Below are 17,794 nucleotides of genomic sequence, written 5' to 3'. Positions count from 1 at the left end.
AGCCTTGGCCATCTCGGTCGCAATAGCGCATTAAAAAAGGCCGCTGTCCCGAAACACAGCGGCCTTTCCAATTCGCAAAGACGTGGCTTACGATTCGTCGTCTTCGGCCTCTGCCGGGGTCTCGTCCTCGGCCGGTGCGGCAGCCTCGTCCAGATCGTCCATCTGCGCCGCGCCGATATCGTCGAACAGCTCCGAGATTTCGAATTCGGCCTGGGCCTCTTCCTCGGCGGCGAGTTCCTGGATCGACTTGCCCGACGCCTGAAGCTCGGCCTCTTCGGTCGAGCGGGCGACGTTCAGCACGATCTCGACCTCGACCTCGGGGTGCAGCACGACCAGCACGCTGTGCAGACCCAGATCCTTGATCGGAGCGGTCAGGGCGACCTGCTTGCGATCAACCGAAAAGCCTTCTTCGGTGGCCACATCGGCGGCGTCACGGGTGGTGACGGAGCCGTAAAGCGAGCCCGCGTCAGAGGCTGAGCGGATGATGATGAATTGCTGGCCCGCCAGCTTTTCGCCAAGCGCTTCGGCTTCTTTCTTGCTTTCCAGATTGCGCGCTTCAAGCTGTGCTTTCTGGTTTTCAAACGTTGCCATATTGGCTTCGTTTGCGCGCAACGCCTTTTTCTGCGGCAGCAGGTAGTTGCGCGCGTAGCCTTCCTTGACGGAGACCACTTCGCCCATCTGACCCAGCTTGGCCACACGTTCCAAAAGGATAACGTCCATGTCGTCGTCTCCTTACTTTACGGCGTAGGGCAGCAGCGCCAGGAAGCGGGCGCGCTTGATCGCACGGGCCAGCTTGCGCTGGTTCTTTGCGCCCACAGCGGTGATACGGGAGGGCACGATTTTGCCCCGCTCAGAGATATAGCGCTGCAGAAGGCGCGTATCTTTATAGTCGATCTTCGGCGCGTTCTCGCCCTCAAACGGGTCGGTCTTGCGGCGGCGGAAGAATGGTTTTGCAGCCATTGGCTCAGTCCTTTCGAATCAACAGATCAGCGGCGCTCGCGGCGGCCTTCGCGCTCGTCGCGCTTTTGCATTTGCACGGACGGCAACTCGGGGTGGCTGTCGACCTTCACGGTCAAAACGCGCATGACGTCGTCATGCAGGCGCATCAGACGCTCCATCTCCTGCACGGCCTCGGAGGGCGCATCGGTGCGGATATAGGCGTAGTGACCCTTGCGGTTCTTGTTGATCTTGTAGGCCATGGTCTTCACACCCCAATATTCGGTGTCGACCACGTTGCCGCCATTGTCGCTGAGGACAGTGCCAAAGTGCTCAATCAAGCCTTCGGCTTGCGTGTTGGACAGGTCCTGACGCGCAATCATCACATGCTCGTAGAGAGGCATGGAAACTCCAGTTCTGGTCACAGGCGCGTTTCAAAGGCCGGGCATTGGCTCTCTCCGCCCCCGGCCACGAGGGAGCACGCCGATCAAAATAGCATCGCGAAGAGATGCGCGCATATATACGGCGCTGAGGTCGCTGTCCACCCTTGCGACAATTGTTGCGAAGAACGGGTGTTCGCCATGGGGTAGCTTCGGAAGCGCCACAATTTGAACACATTGTGGCGTCATCTTTGCGCCATATTTCGGCGAGGCCCGTGCCACAGTTCTGCGCAGGCCCCTCGCAAAGGGTGAAGACAAGCCGATCTGTGGGGGATCGACGACAGATTGGAGACTGCAGATGCAGGTCCGAACGTTTGTTGCAGACGAAGCCGGTGTTGCCACCGTGGATTGGGTGGTCGTGGCCAGCGTGATGGTTGCCTTGGGTGTGGCCGTCAAAGATCAGGTCGATGATGGCCTGTCCGTGCATTCCAGCGAGATTCGCGATGAATTCCAGGGCGGATTGTTCGACTCTGCCTGGGACGCCAACCTTGCCGTACCGATCGAGGCACCATAAGCGGCCAAAGGGCGCCTCTCGCGCCGATTGTTTCCTAAATGAAACGTGCAGCTTCCGCTGCCATGGATTTCCCTTGCAACGGCCACGGCGCGTGCAGGCTTGCGCCGCATTCTAACCACATACCTCCATCACTTCTGCCCCTGGATAATTTTACTCCGCGGGGGGCCAGCGGTGACATTTCGCAACGATCCGAAACCGGATCTATAATGCAGATTGGAGGGCCCCCGTGGACCACCGGTGGTTTATTAAAGAAGAAGACGGCGCAGCCACCGTCGATTGGGTTGTCGTTGCGGCCGTTATGGTCGGCCTCGGCGTCGCGGTATCCGAACAAACCGGAGAATCGCTGACGACGCATTCCGGCAATGTGCGCGATGAGTTGCAAAGCGGAATGTTCGATACCGCCTGGGATGACCATCTGGCGGTGCAACCGGTTCTGGAAGGTGATCCGTGCGACATTGGCGGGTCGGGTCAATCCGATCCCGATTATGACGGCACCTGCTATGGCACATCTTCTTCCGGCAGCACCGGCGGCGGCAATAGCGGCGCCACACCAACGTCCGGCGGTGGCACTTCGACAACCGGCGGCAGCACGGGTGGTGGCGGGACGACGCCTGATCCCACACCGGATCCGACACCTGATCCCGATCCGACGCCTGATCCCACGCCGGACCCGACACCCGATCCCGATCCGACGCCGGACCCGACGCCTGATCCCGATCCAACGCCCGATCCCGATCCCGGCCCACCGGCGCCTGGCGCCGACGGGTGCCCAACCTCGGCGCTGACAGGCCGTCCTGCCTCGGGGACCGGCGGCAGCCTGTGGACGCCGGATCGTTACGCCGTCACGGCTGGTGGCCCGACCAATCTGGCCTCTTGTGGCAGCCACAATATCCCTGGCTTGGGGTACTATACTGCGGCGCCGAGCTACACCTTCACGCTCAGCGATTTGCAGCGCTACAACCGGATCGAGATTGAGACCAAAGGGGATGGCTGTGATACCACATTGCTTGTCCGCGACTCCTACGGGAACTGGTACTTCAACGACGACCGCAGCCAGTACAACCGGAACGCTCGGGTCAACATCACCAACATGACCCATGCTACGGGTCGCGTGGATGTCTGGGTCGGTACTTATGGCAGCGGCCAGTGCGACTCGACCCTGGAAATCGAAAGCTGGTAATCCAGGTCGGCGGAAGAAACCGCCGCTGACATGATCGACAAACAATCCCACCGCAGCGCCAAACGCTGCGGTGGGTTTTGTCTGTCTTGGGCGATTGCGCGTTGCGCGGGCTTGCGATAGCTCCGAGGCATTGATCAATAACAGGAGCGCCCAATATGACCCGCGCCTTCATTTTCCCCGGCCAGGGGGCCCAAACGATCGGAATGGGCCGGGATTTGGCCGAGGCCTATCCCGCGGCACGCGAGGTCTTTGATGAAGTGGATGCGGCCCTAGGCGAGGATCTGTCGGCCCTGATTTTCGAAGGCGATATCGAAGAGCTGACGCTGACACGCAATGCGCAGCCCGCTTTGATGGCGACCTCTATGGCGGCGATGGCGGCGCTGCAGATGGAAGGTGTGGCGGTGAGCGACGCCTCCTACGTGGCGGGCCACTCGCTGGGCGAATATGCGGCGCTTTGCGCGGCGGGCACGCTGAGCCTGGCGGACACTGCGCGTCTGTTGCGTCTGCGCGGAGAGGCGATGCAGGCCGCCGTGCCCGCGGGTGAGGGCGCCATGGCGGCGATCCTCGGGCTTGATTTCGACAAGGTCGCAGAGATTGCCGCCGAGGCCGCCGATGGCGCGGTCTGCGAGGCGGCCAATGACAACGATCCGGCGCAAGTGGTGATCTCGGGTGCGAAAGCGGCGGTCGAACGCGCGACCGTTCTGGCCAAGGAGCGTGGCGCGAAACGCGCGCTGATGCTGCCGGTCTCGGCCCCATTCCATTGCGCATTGATGCAACCGGCGGCGGAGGCGATGGCCGTCGCGCTGGCGGAGGTCGATCTGCAGACTCCGACCGTGCCGCTTGTGGGCAATGTGATCGCCCGCGCCGACAGTGCGCCCGATTTGATCCGTGAAAATCTGGTCGCTCAGGTCACCGGTCGGGTCCGTTGGCGCGAAAGCGTTGCCTGGATGGCGGCGCATGGTGTCACCGAGACGTTTGAAATTGGCGCCGGCAAGGCGCTGTCGGGTATGGTCAAGCGCATCGACCGGTCGGTGGCGACCCATGCGGTGGGCACGCCGGACGACGTGCAACAGGCCGTCGCAGCAATCAAGGGGTAGTCCCGTGGTGGCGCGCATCGAGCTGCGGCGTCTGTCGGATGATCTGGTCTATGTCTTTGATCGCAAGGCTGGCCCGGATCAGAAAACGGGCTTCTGCCGCCGCGATGCGCCGTTCTGGATCACCTGGCGGGACGGCTTCGGCTGGGGCGCCTGGGTCGGGGATGTATTGACGGGCCGTCCCTGGGACATCCACATAGCGCAGCAATCGCGCGCCGCGCCGCCCGAGGGGAAATGGGTGTCGCAGAAAGATACGAAATCCTACACCTATTGGTTGGTGCATATCGACGAGACTTCGGATGGGGAGCGTTAAATGACAGATTTGACAGGCAAAACTGCGCTGGTGACCGGCGCGTCGGGCGGGATCGGCGCGGAAATTGCGCGCGCATTGCATGGGGCGGGGGCCGATGTGGGGCTGTCTGGAACCCGTGTGGAGCCGTTGGAGGCGCTGGCGGCGGAGCTTGGCGAGCGGGCCCATGTCCTGCCCTGTAATCTCAGCGATGCAGCGGCGGTGGATGCCCTGCCGAAACAGGCGATTGCCGCCATGGGCAGCCTGGATATCCTGGTCAACAATGCCGGGATCACCCGCGACAACCTGTTCATGCGCATGTCCGATGAGGAATGGGCGAGCGTGCTTGAGGTCAACCTGACCTCGACCATGCGGCTGTGCCGTGGCGCGCTGCGTGGCATGATGAAGGCGCGTTGGGGCCGGATTATCAATATCAGCTCGGTCGTGGGCGCCACGGGAAATCCGGGGCAGGGCAATTATGCGGCCTCCAAGGCCGGAATGGTCGGCATGTCCAAAAGCCTGGCCTATGAGGTGGCAAGCCGCGGCATCACCGTGAACTGCATCGCGCCCGGCTTTATCGAGACGGCGATGACGGACAAGCTGACCGATGACCAAAAGGGAAAGATCCTGGCGCAAATTCCTGCCGGGCGCATGGGGACCCCTAACGAGATCGCCTCTGCGACCCTATATCTGGCCAGCGCCGAGGCTGGATACATGACCGGCACCACGCTGCATGTGAATGGTGGTATGGCAATGCTGTAACGCCTCGCCGCTATGGTGCCTTACGTAGGGTCAGAAACCCGGGCGGGGGGCATTGCCATGGCGGTGACATGTGCTATAGGCGGCGCAGATTTGCCGGGGGGCGTGGTCCTGCTGGCCGGTTATGTGTCGGTCCTTTGGGGGTGATACAGAGCATTTTGAGCGGCCGAAACGGCACGACGTGAACCTAGGGTGTCCCAGAAACGGGCGCCCGGAAGACATGAGGAAGAATGATGAGCGACATCGAAGAGCGCGTGAAGAAGATCGTCGTCGAGCACCTGAGCGTGGAAGAAGACAAGGTTGTCGAGACCGCGTCTTTTATTGACGACCTGGGCGCCGACTCGCTGGATACAGTTGAGCTGGTGATGGCGTTCGAAGAGGAATTCAGCATCGAAATCCCAGACGACGCCGCCGAGACGATCCAGACATTTGGCGATGCGGTGAAGTTCATCAAAGAAGCCAGCTAAGCGGCTTCTGTTAGAAGATTTGAAATGCGGCGTTCGGGATGATCCGGGCGCCGCTTTCGTTTGCGCTGCGCCCTGTTCGCGGGGCCATTGTGTCAGGCCAGGCTGGGCTGTGGCGCGTCACCCGTTGTGTCATCGGTGATTTTCGTCACTTCCGCCTCGGACAGGGCGGTGTCCAATTGCACGCCAAAGCAGCGATCATTGCTCCACCGCACGGTCCCGCCAAACACGTCGCCGCGGCATCTGATGTCGATATGGCCGCCACGGATTGGCGTGTGGGGCTGACTGATACACATCCCGAAGCGGTTGATATTGAGGACACGGGTGAATTCCATGTCCGAATGCTGCGCACCCGAGGACGCGTCATCCTTGGACGTCATCCGCACTTCGCAATCGGTATCGCACAAGATACGCGGCTCACGGCGCTGTTTGAGCCGGGTCCAGAGGATCTTTCCCACGACGATCAGAGCCAGGACAAGGGCCAGGGCGGCGCCAATCAGGATCGGCTGACCAAGGCTGCTGCGCGGTTGGGGTCTCGGTGTGGGGCTGTTCTGGAGGCTTGAGCCAAGTTCAAGATTGGGTGCTTCGCCGTCACTATCTTCCTCGTCCTCGTCGGCGGCAATCGGGACATCCTCTGAAAGGGCGGGGCAGTTGGGCATCCCGCCCGCTATGCGAAACCGGTTCAGGCCGATATAGACGTCGGTCTCATCCATCAGGGATTGAATGGCGTCGGCATTGTCGTTTGCACCTGCAGTTGCAATGCTGGCCAAGCGGTCAAGCGTGTGCTGAACCCAATCTTCGCGACCAAAGGAATACTCATCGGCCAGCATCGATGCGACACGAGGGGCGTCGACATAGCTCAGATCCAGCGATAACACGCGCCCATGATATTGGCGCGCCGCCATGCTGCGACTGTTGGACAATGCCTCTGCATGGTGGGCGATATGGCCCAAAACCACCAGATCCGGGCATAGTGCCCAGACCGGTGATGCCACCAGACACAGCATCGCACCCGCCAAAGCGGATCGTATACGTTCCCAAACCCACATTGGGCAAATCGCCCTTATTCGTGTCTCACCAGGTTGCAGGCTAGCAGCGGATACTTAAATCTCGGTAAACTGACGTCTGGCAGGTCTTGGCGCACAATGTGGGCGAGGGATTGCGCCTGACGGGGCGTTTCCGGTATTCGGACGCCGATAAAGACGATGAGGGGCAGTGCGATGCGGCGAGTGGTTGTGACAGGTTTGGGATTGGTGACGCCCCTGGCCAGTGGCGTGGATGCGACGTGGCAGCGCCTTCTGGCGGGCCAATCGGGCGCCGGCCCCATCACTCGGTTCGATACAACCGGCTTTGGCACCAGCTACGCCTGCGAATTGCCCATGGGCGACGGCACTGACGGCACATTCAATGCCGATCAGTGGATGGAGCCAAAGGAACAGCGCAAGGTTGATGATTTCATCCTTTATGGGATGGCCGCTGCGGTTCAGGCCGTTGAAGATGCCGGTTGGACTCCGACCGACAGCGAAAGCCTGGAGCGGACCGGCTGCCTGATCGGATCGGGTATCGGTGGCCTGTCGTCTATTGCGGATACCTCAATCGTGCTGAACGAACGCGGCCCGCGACGGGTATCGCCATTCTTCGTGCCGGGCGCATTGATCAACCTGATCTCGGGTCAGGTCTCGATCCGCTACGGGTTCAAGGGGCCCAATCATGCGGTCGTGACGGCATGCTCGACGGGCGCCCATGCCATCGGCGATGCGGCCCGGTTGATTGCCCTGGACGATGCGGATGTGATGGTCGCGGGTGGCGCCGAAAGCCCGATCTGCGCCATCGGGATCGCCGGGTTCAACGCCTGCAAGGCGCTGAGCACGAAACGGTCTGAGGACCCCGAAAAGGCCTCGCGTCCCTGGGATGCCGATAGTGACGGTTTTGTCATGGGCGAAGGGGCTGGGATGGTTGTGCTAGAGGAATATGAGCACGCCAAGGCGCGGGGCGCGACGATTTATGCGGAAATCCTGGGCTATGGTCTGTCGGGTGATGCCCATCACATCACGGCCCCTCCGCCGGACCATGAAGGCGCAGAACGCGCCATGCGTGCGGCGTTGAGGCGCGCGGGATTGGAGCCGAGCGCGGTGGATTACGTGAATGCCCACGGTACCTCGACCATGGCCGACACCATCGAGTTGGGCGCCGTGGAACGCCTGATGGGCGATCACGCGGCCAATCTGCGCATGTCCTCGACCAAATCGATGACGGGCCATCTGCTGGGCGCGGCGGGCGCGATCGAGGCGATTTTCTCGATCCTCGCGATCCGCGACAATGTCGCCCCGCCGACGATCAACCTGGACAATCCCGCCGCTGAGACGGCGATCAACCTCTGTGCGAATGCCAAACAAGAGGGCGAGATCAACATCGCACAGTCGAACTCTTTCGGGTTCGGCGGCACCAATGCCTGCCTCATCATGGGGCGTGTCTAAGTGATGATCTGGCGCCATATCGCGGCGAATGCGTTTTCCTTCCTGATTGTGGCGTTGATCGCGGCGGCGGTGGCTTTGGGTTGGGGACAACAGCAATGGGTCGCGAATGGCCCGCTGGAGGCGGGCGCATTCTTTGAGGTGGAAGAGGGCGAGAGCCTGAATTCGGTCTCTAATCGGCTGGAAGAGCAAGGCGCCGTTCGGTCAGCCTCCATCTTCCGGATCGGCACGCGGGCCTCTGACCGTGCCGGTGATCTGCGCTTTGGCAGCTATGAGATCCCGGCAGGCGCCAGCATGGCCGAGGTTCTTGATATCGTGACGGCGGGCGGTCCGTCCTCGTTCCGGTACCGTGCGACCTATGTGCTGTTGAATTCCGGCAGCGGGCAATTGCGCCTGAGCGAGCGGGTGCCCGGTACGGGCGACGTGGAAGAGATTGTGCGCTTTGCCTATGATGAGGGCATCCCCGAAGAATACGGCACCCTGGTCGAAGCGGGCACGCCGATGATCTACCGCGTGGTGATCCCGGAAGGCCTGACCTCTTGGCAGATCGTTCAAGGCCTCCAGGCTGCGGATTTCCTGGACGGCGAGGTGGCCGATATCCCGGCAGAGGGTATGTTGGCGCCCGCCACGATCGAAGTGAGTCGTGGCGAGTCGCGGGCCGAATTGCTGGCCGAGATGCAGGAGGCGCAGCAACAGATCTTGGCCCAGGTATGGGAGACGCGCGCAGCGGATTTGCCGATCGAGACGCCGGAAGAGGCGTTGATCCTGGCCTCGATCATTGAGAAAGAAACCTCGGTTCCCGATGAGCGCGGGCGCGTGGCCAGCGTCTTTGTGAACCGTTTGAACCAAGGCATGCGTCTTCAGACCGACCCGACCGTAATTTATGGCGTCACCAATGGTCGCGGCGTGCTGGGCCGTGGTCTGCGCCAAAGCGAGCTGCGCGCCGAGACACCCTGGAACACTTATGTCATTTCGGGCCTGCCGCCGACGCCGATTGCCAATCCGGGTCGCGCCGCAATCGAAGCGGCGGTCAACCCCGATACTACGGACTTTATCTTCTTCGTCGCAGACGGGACCGGCGGGCATGCCTTTGCCGTCACTTTGGAGGAGCATAATCGCAACGTGGCGCGCTGGCGTGAGATCGAAGCCGAGCGTGCGAGCGGCAATTGACGGCCAAAGGTTAACAAATCGGCCCACCGCTGCCCGCATCGAGACCCGCGTCGCGGCTTTACGTTTAGATTTGTTGGCCGCACCGTACGGTGCCTCCCAACGATATACATGTTCGAACCCCCTGTTTTTATTGGCCTCCCTGAGGCTCGGTTAACAGGGTGTTACCGGGCGTGCATTAGGTTAACCCTTTGATAATACAATAGTTGTTGACCCATCGAACGGCCCATGGCACCTATTTTGGCATGCTGGAAGATGTGGGTAAGCGGTCCGGGGAAACTCCCTAGGGCCGTTTTTTCTTGGCCGGGTGAGGCTTGTCCGACACACGCGGACTTGCCGGTTGGGAAAGGTTCACACCTGCGTTCTGCTCGTGACTGAGAGGTTTCTTGGGACACGGGGTAACGACTATGACGACCATTCAACACATGGAAGACACTGAAAACCGGGCGGAAACGGCGGTCGAGCGCGCTGAGAAAGCGTTCGAGACGGCGATTGCGGTGCTGGAGGCAAGCTGTGATCAGCTGAAATCCGCGCCGGAGTTTGGGGAAGGTGAGGTGACGAAGGCAGTTCGGCAGATGAATGCCGCCTTCCTCATGACCATGGATATGCAGGAGAAGGCACGTGAAGCTGGAGTCAAACGGTTCGGAAATGGGGGCGGCGGACAGCTCGACCTCGACGCGGCACGATCTGAGATCGGCCTCCGCCTGGCTTGCCTCCGCAAGCCCGGAGCTTGAAAAAGAGTTCCTGGACTCACTGGACGAAAACGCATTGGCGGCCTTGCCTTGGATTTTCGAATTCTGGGCCTTGCCGCATCAATTGCCCCCTGAAGGGGACTGGACCACTTGGGTGGTTCTGGGGGGCCGTGGTGCAGGCAAGACGCGCGCCGGAAGCGAATGGGTGCGGTCGATGGTGGAAGGCGCAACGCCTGAAGCCCGCGGCCGGGCCCGCCGCGTCGCCTTGGTGGGGGAAACCTACGACCAAGCGCTGGCGGTGATGATCAAGGGGGAGAGCGGGTTGATCGCCTGCTCTCCTCCGGACCGCGTGCCAAATTGGATCGCGGGCGAACGGCGTTTGGTCTGGCCAAACGGGGCTGAGGCCAGAGTGTTTTCAGCCAATGATCCCGAAGCATTGCGAGGGCCGCAATTCGATCTGGCCTGGTCCGATGAATTGGCGAAGTGGCCCAATGCACAGAACACATGGGACATGCTGCAATTCGGTCTGCGGCTGGGCGAGCGTCCGCAGCAGATCGTGACGACCACGCCGCGCAATGTCGGAGTTTTGAAAGAGCTTTTGGCGCGGGACGATGTGGCCCATACTCATGCGCCGACGGAAGCCAACTCCGCCTATCTGGCCGCGTCCTTCCTGAAAGAGGTGCGGTCGCGCTACGGCGATACGCGGTTGGGACGCCAGGAATTGGATGGCGTGTTGCTGGATGATGTGGACAGTGCGCTGTGGCAGCGCAGTGAAATTGACGCGTTGCGTTTACCCGCGGTTGAGGCCGTGGATGAGCGCATTCCCCAAGGCGCCAGGGTGATCGTTGCGGTGGATCCGCCGGTGACGGGGCATTCCGGGTCCGATGCGTGCGGGATCGTTGTGGTTGCGGTGATCGAGACCGGCAATCCCGCCGATTGGACCGCCATTGTGATTGAGGATTGCACGGTTCAGGGCGTGTCGCCCAACCAATGGGCCGAGGCTGCCGTGGCCGCTTATCACCGCTATGGCGCATCGCGCATGGTCGGTGAGGTGAACCAGGGTGGATCGTTGGTTACTGGCACTGTTCGTACGGTCGATCCGAATATCAACTTCCGCGAGGTGCGCGCCTCGGTCGGGAAGGTGGCGCGGGCCGAACCGGTCGCGGCGCTTTATGAACAGGGCAAGATCCGCCATCTCGGCGTCCATGCCGAGTTGGAAGACGAGATGTGTAAGATGGCCCGCACGGGGTATGAGGGACAGGGGTCGCCGGACCGGGTGGATGCCCTGGTTTGGGCCCTGACCGAGGGCATTTTGGAACCCACCAAGCACCGTCGCAATCCCGCGATCAGGAGCTTCTAACTGCCATAAACTGGGCGCTGGAGCGCTTATCACCGGGGGCCGTCAAGGCGCCCCGATCTGATCCGTATTGCTTGAGGAGAGACGTATATGGCCTTTGATTTCCTAAAGAAATCCGAGCCCGTCGCCGCGCCCGAGGCGAAGGCCTCGGCCAGTGCCAAATTGGCGGTCTGGGGGTCGTCAGGGCGGGTGGTTTGGAGCCCACGTGACGTGGGCAGCCTGACCAAGAATGGCTTTTTGGGCAACCCGGTCGGCTTTCGCGCGGTTAAGGTGATCGCCGAAGCGGCGGCCGCATTGCCGGTGGTCTGCCAAGATGTCGAGCGCCGCTATGATACACATCCGGTGATGGCGCTGCTGAACCGGCCCAACGCGGCACAGACTCGCGCCGATCTGCTGGAGGCGGCTTTTGCGCAGCTTATGCTGTCGGGCAACACATTCGTGGAGGCCGTGAGCGAGGCGCCGGGCTGGCCGGGAGAATTGCATGTTTTGCGGTCGGACCGGATGACACCGGTGCCCGGCGCGGATGGCTGGCCGAAGGGCTATGATTACACTGTCGGCAGCCGCAAACACCGGTTCCCCGCGGAGTTGGTCTGTCATATCCGCAATTTCCATCCGCAGGATGACCATCTGGGCCTCGCTCCGATCCAAGCCGCCGCGACCGCCATCGACGTCCACAATTCGGCGGCGCGGTGGTCAAAGGCGTTGTTGGACAATGCGGCCAGGCCTTCGGGGGCGATTGTCTATAACGGGATGGAGGGGGCTGGCACGATGAGCCAGGACCAGTTCGACCGATTGCAGATGGAGTTGGAAAGCCACCACCAGGGCGCGCGGAATGCGGGGCGTCCGATGCTGCTGGAAGGGGGGCTCGATTGGAAGCCCATGGGCTTCAGCCCGTCGGATATGGAGTTCCAGAAGACCAAAGAGGCCGCCGCGCGCGATATCGCGTTGGCCTTTGGTGTGCCGCCGATGCTGTTGGGCATTCCCGGCGATGCGACCTATGCCAATTACGCCGAGGCCAATCGGGCGTTCTACCGTTTGACGGTCCTGCCGCTGGCGACGCGGGTCTGGTCAGCCTTGTCGCATTGGCTGAGCGGGTTGGCGGGCGAGGTGATCGATGTCAGCCCCGATCTGGATGGCGTGCCTGCCTTGGCGGCGGAACGCGAAGCCGCCTGGCGCCGGGTCAGCGAGGCGGATTTCCTGACCGAGGCCGAGAAGCGCCGCATGCTGGGGCTTCCGGAACGGCCCGTGGAATGAGTGCGCCGAAGGAGGGCAGCGGGTCGCGCTATCTGTATGCGCCATTCGACGCCGCTAATGCGCGCATCGAGGCCAATGAGCGTGTGCAACAGGAACGCTGGGCCGCGTTGACCTTTCGTCTGCAAGGCATCGAAGGCGCTTTGCAACGGTTGGAGAAACGGCTGTGGCTGGCCGTTTTCGGTGTTGTGTCAGTGATCCTGGCACGAGGCATCAGCCAGTTACTTAACTTGAACATTGGCGGATAGGAGACTGATATGAAACCGCTTTCCGCGAGTGGATTGGAGATGAAGTTCCATGGGTTTGGCGATGAACTCACCTTGGGCGACGACCATGTGATCGAGGGATATGCCTCGCTTTTCGGCGCGACCGACCAGGGTGGCGATGTCGTCGAAAAGGGCGCTTATGCCAAATCCCTAAAAGCGGGGCGACGGGTCAAGATGCTATGGCAGCATGATCCAAACGAGCCGATTGGCATTTGGGACGAGGTGCGAGAGGACAGCCGCGGCCTGTATGTGAAAGGCCGTCTGCTGGATGACGTCGCCCGCGCCCGTGAGGCCGCCGCTTTGACCAAGGCCGGTGCGATCGATGGCTTGTCCATTGGGTATCGCACGGTGAAGGCCAACAAGGACGAGAGGGGCCGTAGGCTTCTGTCGGAGGTGGAGTTGTGGGAGGTGTCGCTGGTGACATTCCCGATGCTCCCCGAAGCGCGTGTCGAATCCCGTGAAGGGAAATCGGACGGGCTCAACGACCTGGCGCAGGTGTTCGAGGACGCCCGCCGCAACTTGGCGGCGCGCAAGGCCCGCTGATCGATGGGCGATCTGGCCCGCAAAGATCCAACCTCAACATCAAAGGTGCTTCTATGACCGAGACCCGAAGCGCGGGGGCGGATGGTTCCCCCATGGCTGAAATCAAGACCGCCATCGGCGGTTTCTTGAGCGAATTCAACCAGTTTCAAGACGACATGAATGTCAAACTCCAAAAGCAGGAAGAGCGTATTGCCATGCTGAATACCAAAACCACCTCGTTTGCCCGTCCGGCGCTGTCCGCAGACATCGACACCGGCGCCCCCCACAAAAAGGCGTTGCAGAGCTATTTGCGGTGCGGCGATGACGACGCGCTGCGTGGCCTTGAGCTGGAAGGCAAAGCGCTGAACACATCCGTCAATGCAGAAGGCGGCTATCTGGTTGATCCGCAGACGTCGGAGATGATCCAGTCGGTGCTGCGGAGCTCGGCCTCGCTGCGGTCGGTGGCCAATGTTGTGACCGTCGAGGCGTCTTCTTTTGATGTGCTGATCGACTCGACCGATACCGGCGCGGGTTGGGCCGATGAAGTGACGCCTACAGCCGACACCGACACACCCCAGATCGAGCGCATTTCGATCGCCCTTCATGAGTTGTCGGCCCTGCCCAAGGCGTCGCAGCGCCTGCTGGATGACAGCGCGTTCGACATCGAAGGCTGGCTGGCCGGTCGGATCGCCGACAAGTTCTCTCGCGCCGAAGCGTCAGCATTTATCGGCGGCACCGGTGCTGGCCAACCGACGGGTCTGCTGTCGCACCCCACGGTGGACAACGGATCGTGGAGCTGGGGCAACCTGGGCTATGTGGCGACCGGAACGGCGGGCGACTTCGACAGCACCAACGCCTCCGATGCCATTGTCGATCTGGTTTACGCGCTTGGTGCGCGGTACCGGGCCAATGCGACCTTCGTCATGAACTCCAAGACCGCGGGTGCAGTTCGGAAGATGAAGGATGCCGATGGTCGCTTCTTGTGGTCGGACGGTCTGGCGGCCGGCGAGCCCGCGCGCCTGATGGGGTATCCGGTCCTGATTGCGGAAGACATGCCTGACATTGCCGAGGATGCGATGGCGATTGCGTTCGGTGATTTCGGGTCGGGCTACACGATTGCCGAGCGTCCGGATCTACGCGTTCTGCGTGATCCGTTCTCGGCCAAACCGCATGTGCTGTTCTATGCCACCAAGCGCGTTGGTGGTGATGTGACCGACTTTGCAGCCATCAAAATGATGAAGTTCGGCACCTCCTAAGTCAGCCACGATCCCGGCGCGATCCTCGGGGGGATGGTGCCGGGTGGGGCGTGTGTGCGGGCCTTTGCGGGTCCAGCTGCGCGTCTCTCCGCATGAGCAGCGCGGAGGTCGGCGCCACGCCCCAACCCTTGTTTCAGATCCAATAACCCGGAGACTTTCCGATGATCATGGTCGAATTGACACCGGTGCCAAGCGCCGTGTTGCCCGTAAGTGATTTGGCTGACCACTTGCGCCTGGCGTCCGGGTTTGCCGATGACGGCAGCCAGAATGCCCGATTGGAGCAATGCCTGCGTGCCGCGATGGCCGCGATTGAGGCCCGGATCGGCAAGGCGCTGTTCCAGCGCAGATTTGCTTTGACGTTGACGCATGGGTGGAAAGCCTTGTCGGGCCATGGCTTGCCGGTTGCGCCGGTTGCGAGCATCGATGGTGTTCGCTTGATCGATGGGCGCGGCGCCGAGACGGTCCTGGACCCATCGAGCTATGGATTGCGCCGCGATACGCATCGTCCCCAGATCATTGCCACGGCGGCGGCCTTGCCAAGCCCGGTGCAGGGCGGATCGATTGAGATCGAAGTGACCGCAGGTTTCAGCGCCGATTGGATCGGAATACCCGCGGATCTGCGCGAGGCGATGTTGAGCCTGGCGAGTGAGTACTATGACCAGGATCAGGGCGGATCTTCTATGATCCCATCCCATATCGCGGCGTTGATTGCGCCCCATCGCCAGATGCGGCTCGGGGGACAGGTGGTATGAAACGCCCCAAGCTCAATCGAAAGCTGCTGCTGGAGGCGCCGCAGCGCGCCAGTGACGGCGCTGGCGGCTTTGTCGAGACCTGGTCGCCATTGGGAACGCTTTGGGGCGAGGTTCTGCCGCGCGGTGCGGGGCGTGAGATCGAAGCCTCTCGGCTCAACCTCAGAATTACGGTGCGCTCCGCTCCACAGGGTGCTCCGTCGCGACCCACATCGGCGATGCGGTTCCGGGATGGCGACCGCGTCTACCGCATCGAAGCAGTAACCGAGGCCGAGGCCTCGGGGCTGTATCTTGTTTGTTTCGCACGAGAGGAGGTTGCCGCATGAGCTATGCCGCCACAGCCGCCCTGCAGGAGGCGGTATTCTCGGCCCTTTCGAATGACTCGAATGTGGTAACGCTATCTGCCGGTGCGATCTACGATGCGATCCCGCCAGGCGATGTTCCGTCCCTCTACATAAGCCTTGGGCCTGAGACCGCCCGCGATGCCTCCGATGTGATGGAGGCCGCAGCTTTGCATGAATTTCTGGTCAAGATCGTCTCCGATGAGGCGGGCTTTCACAGCGCGAAACGGCTGGCAGCGGCGGTATCAGACGTTCTGACCGATGCCAATCTGGCGTTGAGCCGCGGCACCTTGGCCGGTCTTCGGTTTCGCCGCGCACGTGCTCGTAAATCCGGTGATCTGCGTGAAATCGATCTTTGGTTTCGCGCCTTCATCGATTCCAGCGCAGCCTAGCCTGCGCCGCCTGAATATCCCTGACAAAACTGGAGTTTGCCATGACGGCACAGAACGGAAAGGACCTTCTGGTGAAGGTCGATATGGACGGCAATGGCGTCTTTGAAACCTTCGCGGGTCTGCGTGCGACGCGGTTGAGCTTCAACGCGGAAACCGTCGATGTAACCAGTCTGGAAAGCGCCGGGGGCTGGCGCGAATTGCTGCGTGGCGCTGGCGTGAAATCTGCGGCAATCACAGGCTCGGGCATCTTCCGTGATGCCACGACCGATGAGCGCGCCCGGTCGATCTTTTTCCAGGGTGATATGCCCGCGTTCCAGGTCGTGATCCCGGATTTCGGTGTCGTGGAGGGCGCGTTCCAGATAACCTCGATCGAATATGCGGGCACCCATGACGGGGAGGCGACGTATGAGATCAGCATGGCCTCTGCCGGTGCGCTCGATTTCACCGCGGCCTAAATCATGGCGAACCCTTGGACCGGGGAAGTGGCGCTAACCGTCGATGGAACGCGCCACGATGCCAAGCTGACACTGGGCGCACTTGCCGAATTGGAGGCTCATTTCGGGGCGGGATCGCTAACCGAGATGGTCAAACGGTTTGAGGGTGATGGGCTTAAATCGTCGGATGTTCTGGCGCTGATATGTGCGGGACTTCGCGGTGGCGGATGGGGCGGTGACCTGAATGACCTGCTGCATGCCGATATTGAGGGCGGTGTGCTGGAAGCGGCCCGCGTTGCGGCGCGTCTTTTGGTTTTGGCCTTTCAGCCAGCGCCATGAGCGATAGTCCAAAAGGCTTTGATTGGCCCGCCTTGATGCGCGTGGCCTATCAGCAATTGGGCCTAAAACCTGAGGAGTTTTGGCGCCTGACCCCGACAGAATTCATGATGCTGCTTGGTCCCGAAACCGGGGCTGCGCCCATGGGCCGAGATGCGTTCGAAGCACTTTTGGCCCGTTTCCCCGACACATCCCAGGAGGGCGGAGATGACTGAAATTGACAATGATCTGGCGCGTTTCGACGCCGAGGTTTTGGAATTGGAAAACAGCCTTTCTGGCGCCGCATCGATGGCTGCCACGTTCCAGAACGAGTTGAGCCAGATGCAGGGCACGATGCTGTATACGGGGCGTGAGGTGAATGCGATGAGCCGCAGTATCGGCGGTGGGTTGCGGCGTGCCTTCGATGGGGTGGTCTTCGACGGAATGCGCTTGTCCGATGCTTTACGCAACGTCGCAAGTTCGATGGTGGATGCGGCTTACAACAGCGCCATCCGTCCGGTTCAGAACCAACTCGGCGGTGCGCTTGCCAATGGTGTGAACGGCTTGCTCAGCAACTTGCTGCCGTTTGAGCGTGGCGGGGCCTTTAGCCAGGGACGGGTCACGCCCTTTGCGCGTGGTGGTGTCGTGAACGGCCCCACCACATTTCCGATGCGCGGCGGTACGGGTCTGATGGGCGAGGCGGGGCCGGAGGCGATCATGCCGTTGCGGCGCGGGCCCGACGGCAAGTTGGGCGTTGCGGCCGCGGGCGGCGGCGGTGGAGCTGTTCACGTTACAATGAACATCACCTCGCCCGATGTAGCGGGTTTCCGGCGGTCGTCCAGCCAAGTCGCCGCGCAGATGCAGCGGGCCTTGGCGCGCGGCCAGCGCAACCGTTGAGGAGG

25 protein-coding genes are annotated in these 17,794 nt (G+C 61.6%); 21 read left to right on the top strand and 4 right to left on the bottom strand.

The window, feature by feature from the left end; all coding sequences use genetic code 11:
• Positions 1-87: 87 nt before the first annotated feature.
• Genes rplI through rpsF form a run of 3 tightly spaced genes read right to left on the bottom strand, consistent with a single transcriptional unit; the run spans position 88 to position 1,340 of the window.
• Positions 88-720, bottom strand: a complete 633-nt coding sequence (gene rplI / locus V8J82_RS01170) for a 50S ribosomal protein L9 (RefSeq protein ID WP_339971261.1) — start codon at positions 718-720, stop codon at positions 88-90.
• A 12-nt stretch (positions 721-732) separates the two neighbouring features.
• Complete coding sequence (gene rpsR / locus V8J82_RS01165; RefSeq protein ID WP_339971259.1) at positions 733-960, bottom strand: 30S ribosomal protein S18; 228 nt, start codon at positions 958-960, stop codon at positions 733-735.
• A gap of 26 nt (positions 961-986) precedes the next feature.
• A complete protein-coding gene (gene rpsF, locus V8J82_RS01160) occupies positions 987-1,340 on the bottom strand; it encodes a 30S ribosomal protein S6 (protein ID WP_339971257.1) in 354 nt (117 codons plus the stop codon).
• A 334-nt stretch (positions 1,341-1,674) separates the two neighbouring features.
• Between rpsF and V8J82_RS01155 the strand changes: the two genes are divergently transcribed.
• From V8J82_RS01155 to V8J82_RS01130, 6 genes are all read left to right on the top strand, one after another.
• Positions 1,675-1,890: a hypothetical protein gene (locus V8J82_RS01155; RefSeq protein WP_339971255.1), complete on the top strand. Its 216-nt coding sequence runs from the start codon at positions 1,675-1,677 to the stop codon at positions 1,888-1,890.
• 226 nt (positions 1,891-2,116) lie between these two features.
• Positions 2,117-3,070, top strand: a complete 954-nt coding sequence (locus V8J82_RS01150; RefSeq protein ID WP_339971253.1) for a Flp family type IVb pilin — start codon at positions 2,117-2,119, stop codon at positions 3,068-3,070.
• A gap of 155 nt (positions 3,071-3,225) precedes the next feature.
• On the top strand, positions 3,226-4,167 hold the full coding sequence (gene fabD / locus V8J82_RS01145) for an ACP S-malonyltransferase (protein ID WP_339971250.1): 942 nt from the start codon (positions 3,226-3,228) through the stop codon (positions 4,165-4,167).
• Between the two features lie 4 nt (positions 4,168-4,171).
• Positions 4,172-4,477, top strand: a complete 306-nt coding sequence (locus V8J82_RS01140) for a hypothetical protein (protein ID WP_339971248.1) — start codon at positions 4,172-4,174, stop codon at positions 4,475-4,477.
• The gene (gene fabG / locus V8J82_RS01135; protein ID WP_339971246.1) at positions 4,478-5,215 is read left to right on the top strand and encodes a 3-oxoacyl-[acyl-carrier-protein] reductase; all 738 of its coding nucleotides are present in this window, start codon (positions 4,478-4,480) and stop codon (positions 5,213-5,215) included. It abuts the gene before it with no gap.
• A 230-nt stretch (positions 5,216-5,445) separates the two neighbouring features.
• Positions 5,446-5,679 carry an acyl carrier protein gene (locus tag V8J82_RS01130; protein ID WP_339971244.1) on the top strand — a complete coding sequence of 78 codons (234 nt, stop codon included), beginning with the start codon at positions 5,446-5,448 and terminating at the stop codon, positions 5,677-5,679.
• Between the two features lie 92 nt (positions 5,680-5,771).
• On the opposite strand, the gene V8J82_RS01125 is transcribed toward V8J82_RS01130, so the two are convergent.
• Positions 5,772-6,725, bottom strand: a complete 954-nt coding sequence (locus V8J82_RS01125) for a hypothetical protein (protein ID WP_339971242.1) — start codon at positions 6,723-6,725, stop codon at positions 5,772-5,774.
• Positions 6,726-6,896: 171 nt separating this feature from the next.
• Here V8J82_RS01125 and fabF point away from each other — a divergent pair, with 171 nt between their 5' ends.
• The 15 genes from fabF to V8J82_RS01050 all read left to right on the top strand — a co-directional run bounded on the left by fabF (position 6,897) and on the right by V8J82_RS01050 (position 17,789).
• A complete protein-coding gene (gene fabF / locus V8J82_RS01120) occupies positions 6,897-8,153 on the top strand; it encodes a beta-ketoacyl-ACP synthase II (RefSeq protein WP_339971240.1) in 1,257 nt (418 codons plus the stop codon).
• A 6-nt stretch (positions 8,154-8,159) separates the two neighbouring features.
• A complete protein-coding gene (mltG, locus tag V8J82_RS01115) occupies positions 8,160-9,320 on the top strand; it encodes an endolytic transglycosylase MltG (RefSeq protein WP_339974484.1) in 1,161 nt (386 codons plus the stop codon).
• Between the two features lie 404 nt (positions 9,321-9,724).
• On the top strand, positions 9,725-10,051 hold the full coding sequence (locus V8J82_RS01110; protein WP_339971238.1) for a hypothetical protein: 327 nt from the start codon (positions 9,725-9,727) through the stop codon (positions 10,049-10,051).
• Entirely contained in the window at positions 9,966-11,369 is a 1,404-nt protein-coding gene (locus V8J82_RS01105) for a DNA-packaging protein (RefSeq protein WP_339974482.1), read from the top strand. Before V8J82_RS01110 ends, V8J82_RS01105 begins: the two co-directional genes overlap by 86 nt.
• Positions 11,370-11,456: 87 nt before the next feature.
• Positions 11,457-12,620 carry a phage portal protein gene (locus V8J82_RS01100; protein WP_339971236.1) on the top strand — a complete coding sequence of 388 codons (1,164 nt, stop codon included), beginning with the start codon at positions 11,457-11,459 and terminating at the stop codon, positions 12,618-12,620.
• Positions 12,617-12,865 carry a GTA head formation protein, RCAP_rcc01685 family gene (locus V8J82_RS01095; protein ID WP_339971234.1) on the top strand — a complete coding sequence of 83 codons (249 nt, stop codon included), beginning with the start codon at positions 12,617-12,619 and terminating at the stop codon, positions 12,863-12,865. The genes V8J82_RS01100 and V8J82_RS01095 overlap by 4 nt, the downstream gene beginning before the upstream one ends.
• A gap of 9 nt (positions 12,866-12,874) precedes the next feature.
• The gene (locus V8J82_RS01090) at positions 12,875-13,426 is read left to right on the top strand and encodes an HK97 family phage prohead protease (protein ID WP_339971232.1); all 552 of its coding nucleotides are present in this window, start codon (positions 12,875-12,877) and stop codon (positions 13,424-13,426) included.
• A 53-nt stretch (positions 13,427-13,479) separates the two neighbouring features.
• Positions 13,480-14,661, top strand: a complete 1,182-nt coding sequence (locus tag V8J82_RS01085; RefSeq protein ID WP_339971229.1) for a phage major capsid protein — start codon at positions 13,480-13,482, stop codon at positions 14,659-14,661.
• Between the two features lie 161 nt (positions 14,662-14,822).
• Positions 14,823-15,413, top strand: a complete 591-nt coding sequence (locus V8J82_RS01080) for a head-tail connector protein (RefSeq protein WP_339971227.1) — start codon at positions 14,823-14,825, stop codon at positions 15,411-15,413.
• On the top strand, positions 15,410-15,736 hold the full coding sequence (locus tag V8J82_RS01075) for a phage head closure protein (RefSeq protein ID WP_339971224.1): 327 nt from the start codon (positions 15,410-15,412) through the stop codon (positions 15,734-15,736). Before V8J82_RS01080 ends, V8J82_RS01075 begins: the two co-directional genes overlap by 4 nt.
• A complete protein-coding gene (locus V8J82_RS01070) occupies positions 15,733-16,143 on the top strand; it encodes a DUF3168 domain-containing protein (RefSeq protein WP_339971222.1) in 411 nt (136 codons plus the stop codon). The genes V8J82_RS01075 and V8J82_RS01070 overlap by 4 nt, the downstream gene beginning before the upstream one ends.
• 41 nt (positions 16,144-16,184) lie before the next feature.
• Entirely contained in the window at positions 16,185-16,598 is a 414-nt protein-coding gene (locus tag V8J82_RS01065) for a phage major tail protein, TP901-1 family (RefSeq protein ID WP_339971220.1), read from the top strand.
• A gap of 3 nt (positions 16,599-16,601) precedes the next feature.
• Complete coding sequence (locus V8J82_RS01060; RefSeq protein WP_339971218.1) at positions 16,602-16,916, top strand: gene transfer agent family protein; 315 nt, start codon at positions 16,602-16,604, stop codon at positions 16,914-16,916.
• On the top strand, positions 16,913-17,128 hold the full coding sequence (locus V8J82_RS01055) for a rcc01693 family protein (RefSeq protein WP_339971215.1): 216 nt from the start codon (positions 16,913-16,915) through the stop codon (positions 17,126-17,128). Before V8J82_RS01060 ends, V8J82_RS01055 begins: the two co-directional genes overlap by 4 nt.
• Complete coding sequence (locus tag V8J82_RS01050; RefSeq protein ID WP_339971213.1) at positions 17,121-17,789, top strand: RcGTA-type gene transfer agent tail tape measure protein; 669 nt, start codon at positions 17,121-17,123, stop codon at positions 17,787-17,789. Before V8J82_RS01055 ends, V8J82_RS01050 begins: the two co-directional genes overlap by 8 nt.
• The last annotated feature ends 5 nt before the right edge of the window (positions 17,790-17,794 follow it).

Source organism: Gymnodinialimonas mytili (assembly GCF_037544085.1).
GTDB classification, from domain to species: Bacteria; Pseudomonadota; Alphaproteobacteria; order Rhodobacterales; family Rhodobacteraceae; genus Gymnodinialimonas; species Gymnodinialimonas mytili.
This window is presented reverse-complemented; position numbering and strand designations above follow the sequence as displayed.

What these genes read in the sequence shown, in the direction of transcription:
- V8J82_RS01085 (WP_339971229.1), top strand. Translation starts at nt 13,480, where the DNA reads ATGACCGAGACCCGAAGCGCGGGGGCGGATGGTTCCCCCATGGCTGAA.
- V8J82_RS01075 (WP_339971224.1), top strand. Translation starts at nt 15,410, where the DNA reads ATGAAACGCCCCAAGCTCAATCGAAAGCTGCTGCTGGAGGCGCCGCAG.
- V8J82_RS01095 (WP_339971234.1), top strand. Translation starts at nt 12,617, where the DNA reads ATGAGTGCGCCGAAGGAGGGCAGCGGGTCGCGCTATCTGTATGCGCCA.
- V8J82_RS01090 (WP_339971232.1), top strand. Translation starts at nt 12,875, where the DNA reads ATGAAACCGCTTTCCGCGAGTGGATTGGAGATGAAGTTCCATGGGTTT.
- V8J82_RS01070 (WP_339971222.1), top strand. Translation starts at nt 15,733, where the DNA reads ATGAGCTATGCCGCCACAGCCGCCCTGCAGGAGGCGGTATTCTCGGCC.
- V8J82_RS01065 (WP_339971220.1), top strand. Translation starts at nt 16,185, where the DNA reads ATGACGGCACAGAACGGAAAGGACCTTCTGGTGAAGGTCGATATGGAC.
- rplI (WP_339971261.1), bottom strand. Translation starts at nt 720, where the DNA reads ATGGACGTTATCCTTTTGGAACGTGTGGCCAAGCTGGGTCAGATGGGC.
- V8J82_RS01055 (WP_339971215.1), top strand. Translation starts at nt 16,913, where the DNA reads ATGAGCGATAGTCCAAAAGGCTTTGATTGGCCCGCCTTGATGCGCGTG.
- rpsF (WP_339971257.1), bottom strand. Translation starts at nt 1,340, where the DNA reads ATGCCTCTCTACGAGCATGTGATGATTGCGCGTCAGGACCTGTCCAAC.
- V8J82_RS01110 (WP_339971238.1), top strand. Translation starts at nt 9,725, where the DNA reads ATGACGACCATTCAACACATGGAAGACACTGAAAACCGGGCGGAAACG.
- fabD (WP_339971250.1), top strand. Translation starts at nt 3,226, where the DNA reads ATGACCCGCGCCTTCATTTTCCCCGGCCAGGGGGCCCAAACGATCGGA.
- rpsR (WP_339971259.1), bottom strand. Translation starts at nt 960, where the DNA reads ATGGCTGCAAAACCATTCTTCCGCCGCCGCAAGACCGACCCGTTTGAG.
- V8J82_RS01060 (WP_339971218.1), top strand. Translation starts at nt 16,602, where the DNA reads ATGGCGAACCCTTGGACCGGGGAAGTGGCGCTAACCGTCGATGGAACG.
- V8J82_RS01125 (WP_339971242.1), bottom strand. Translation starts at nt 6,725, where the DNA reads ATGTGGGTTTGGGAACGTATACGATCCGCTTTGGCGGGTGCGATGCTG.
- fabF (WP_339971240.1), top strand. Translation starts at nt 6,897, where the DNA reads ATGCGGCGAGTGGTTGTGACAGGTTTGGGATTGGTGACGCCCCTGGCC.
- V8J82_RS01105 (WP_339974482.1), top strand. Translation starts at nt 9,966, where the DNA reads ATGGGGGCGGCGGACAGCTCGACCTCGACGCGGCACGATCTGAGATCG.
- V8J82_RS01080 (WP_339971227.1), top strand. Translation starts at nt 14,823, where the DNA reads ATGATCATGGTCGAATTGACACCGGTGCCAAGCGCCGTGTTGCCCGTA.
- V8J82_RS01130 (WP_339971244.1), top strand. Translation starts at nt 5,446, where the DNA reads ATGAGCGACATCGAAGAGCGCGTGAAGAAGATCGTCGTCGAGCACCTG.
- fabG (WP_339971246.1), top strand. Translation starts at nt 4,478, where the DNA reads ATGACAGATTTGACAGGCAAAACTGCGCTGGTGACCGGCGCGTCGGGC.
- V8J82_RS01155 (WP_339971255.1), top strand. Translation starts at nt 1,675, where the DNA reads ATGCAGGTCCGAACGTTTGTTGCAGACGAAGCCGGTGTTGCCACCGTG.
- V8J82_RS01050 (WP_339971213.1), top strand. Translation starts at nt 17,121, where the DNA reads ATGACTGAAATTGACAATGATCTGGCGCGTTTCGACGCCGAGGTTTTG.
- V8J82_RS01100 (WP_339971236.1), top strand. Translation starts at nt 11,457, where the DNA reads ATGGCCTTTGATTTCCTAAAGAAATCCGAGCCCGTCGCCGCGCCCGAG.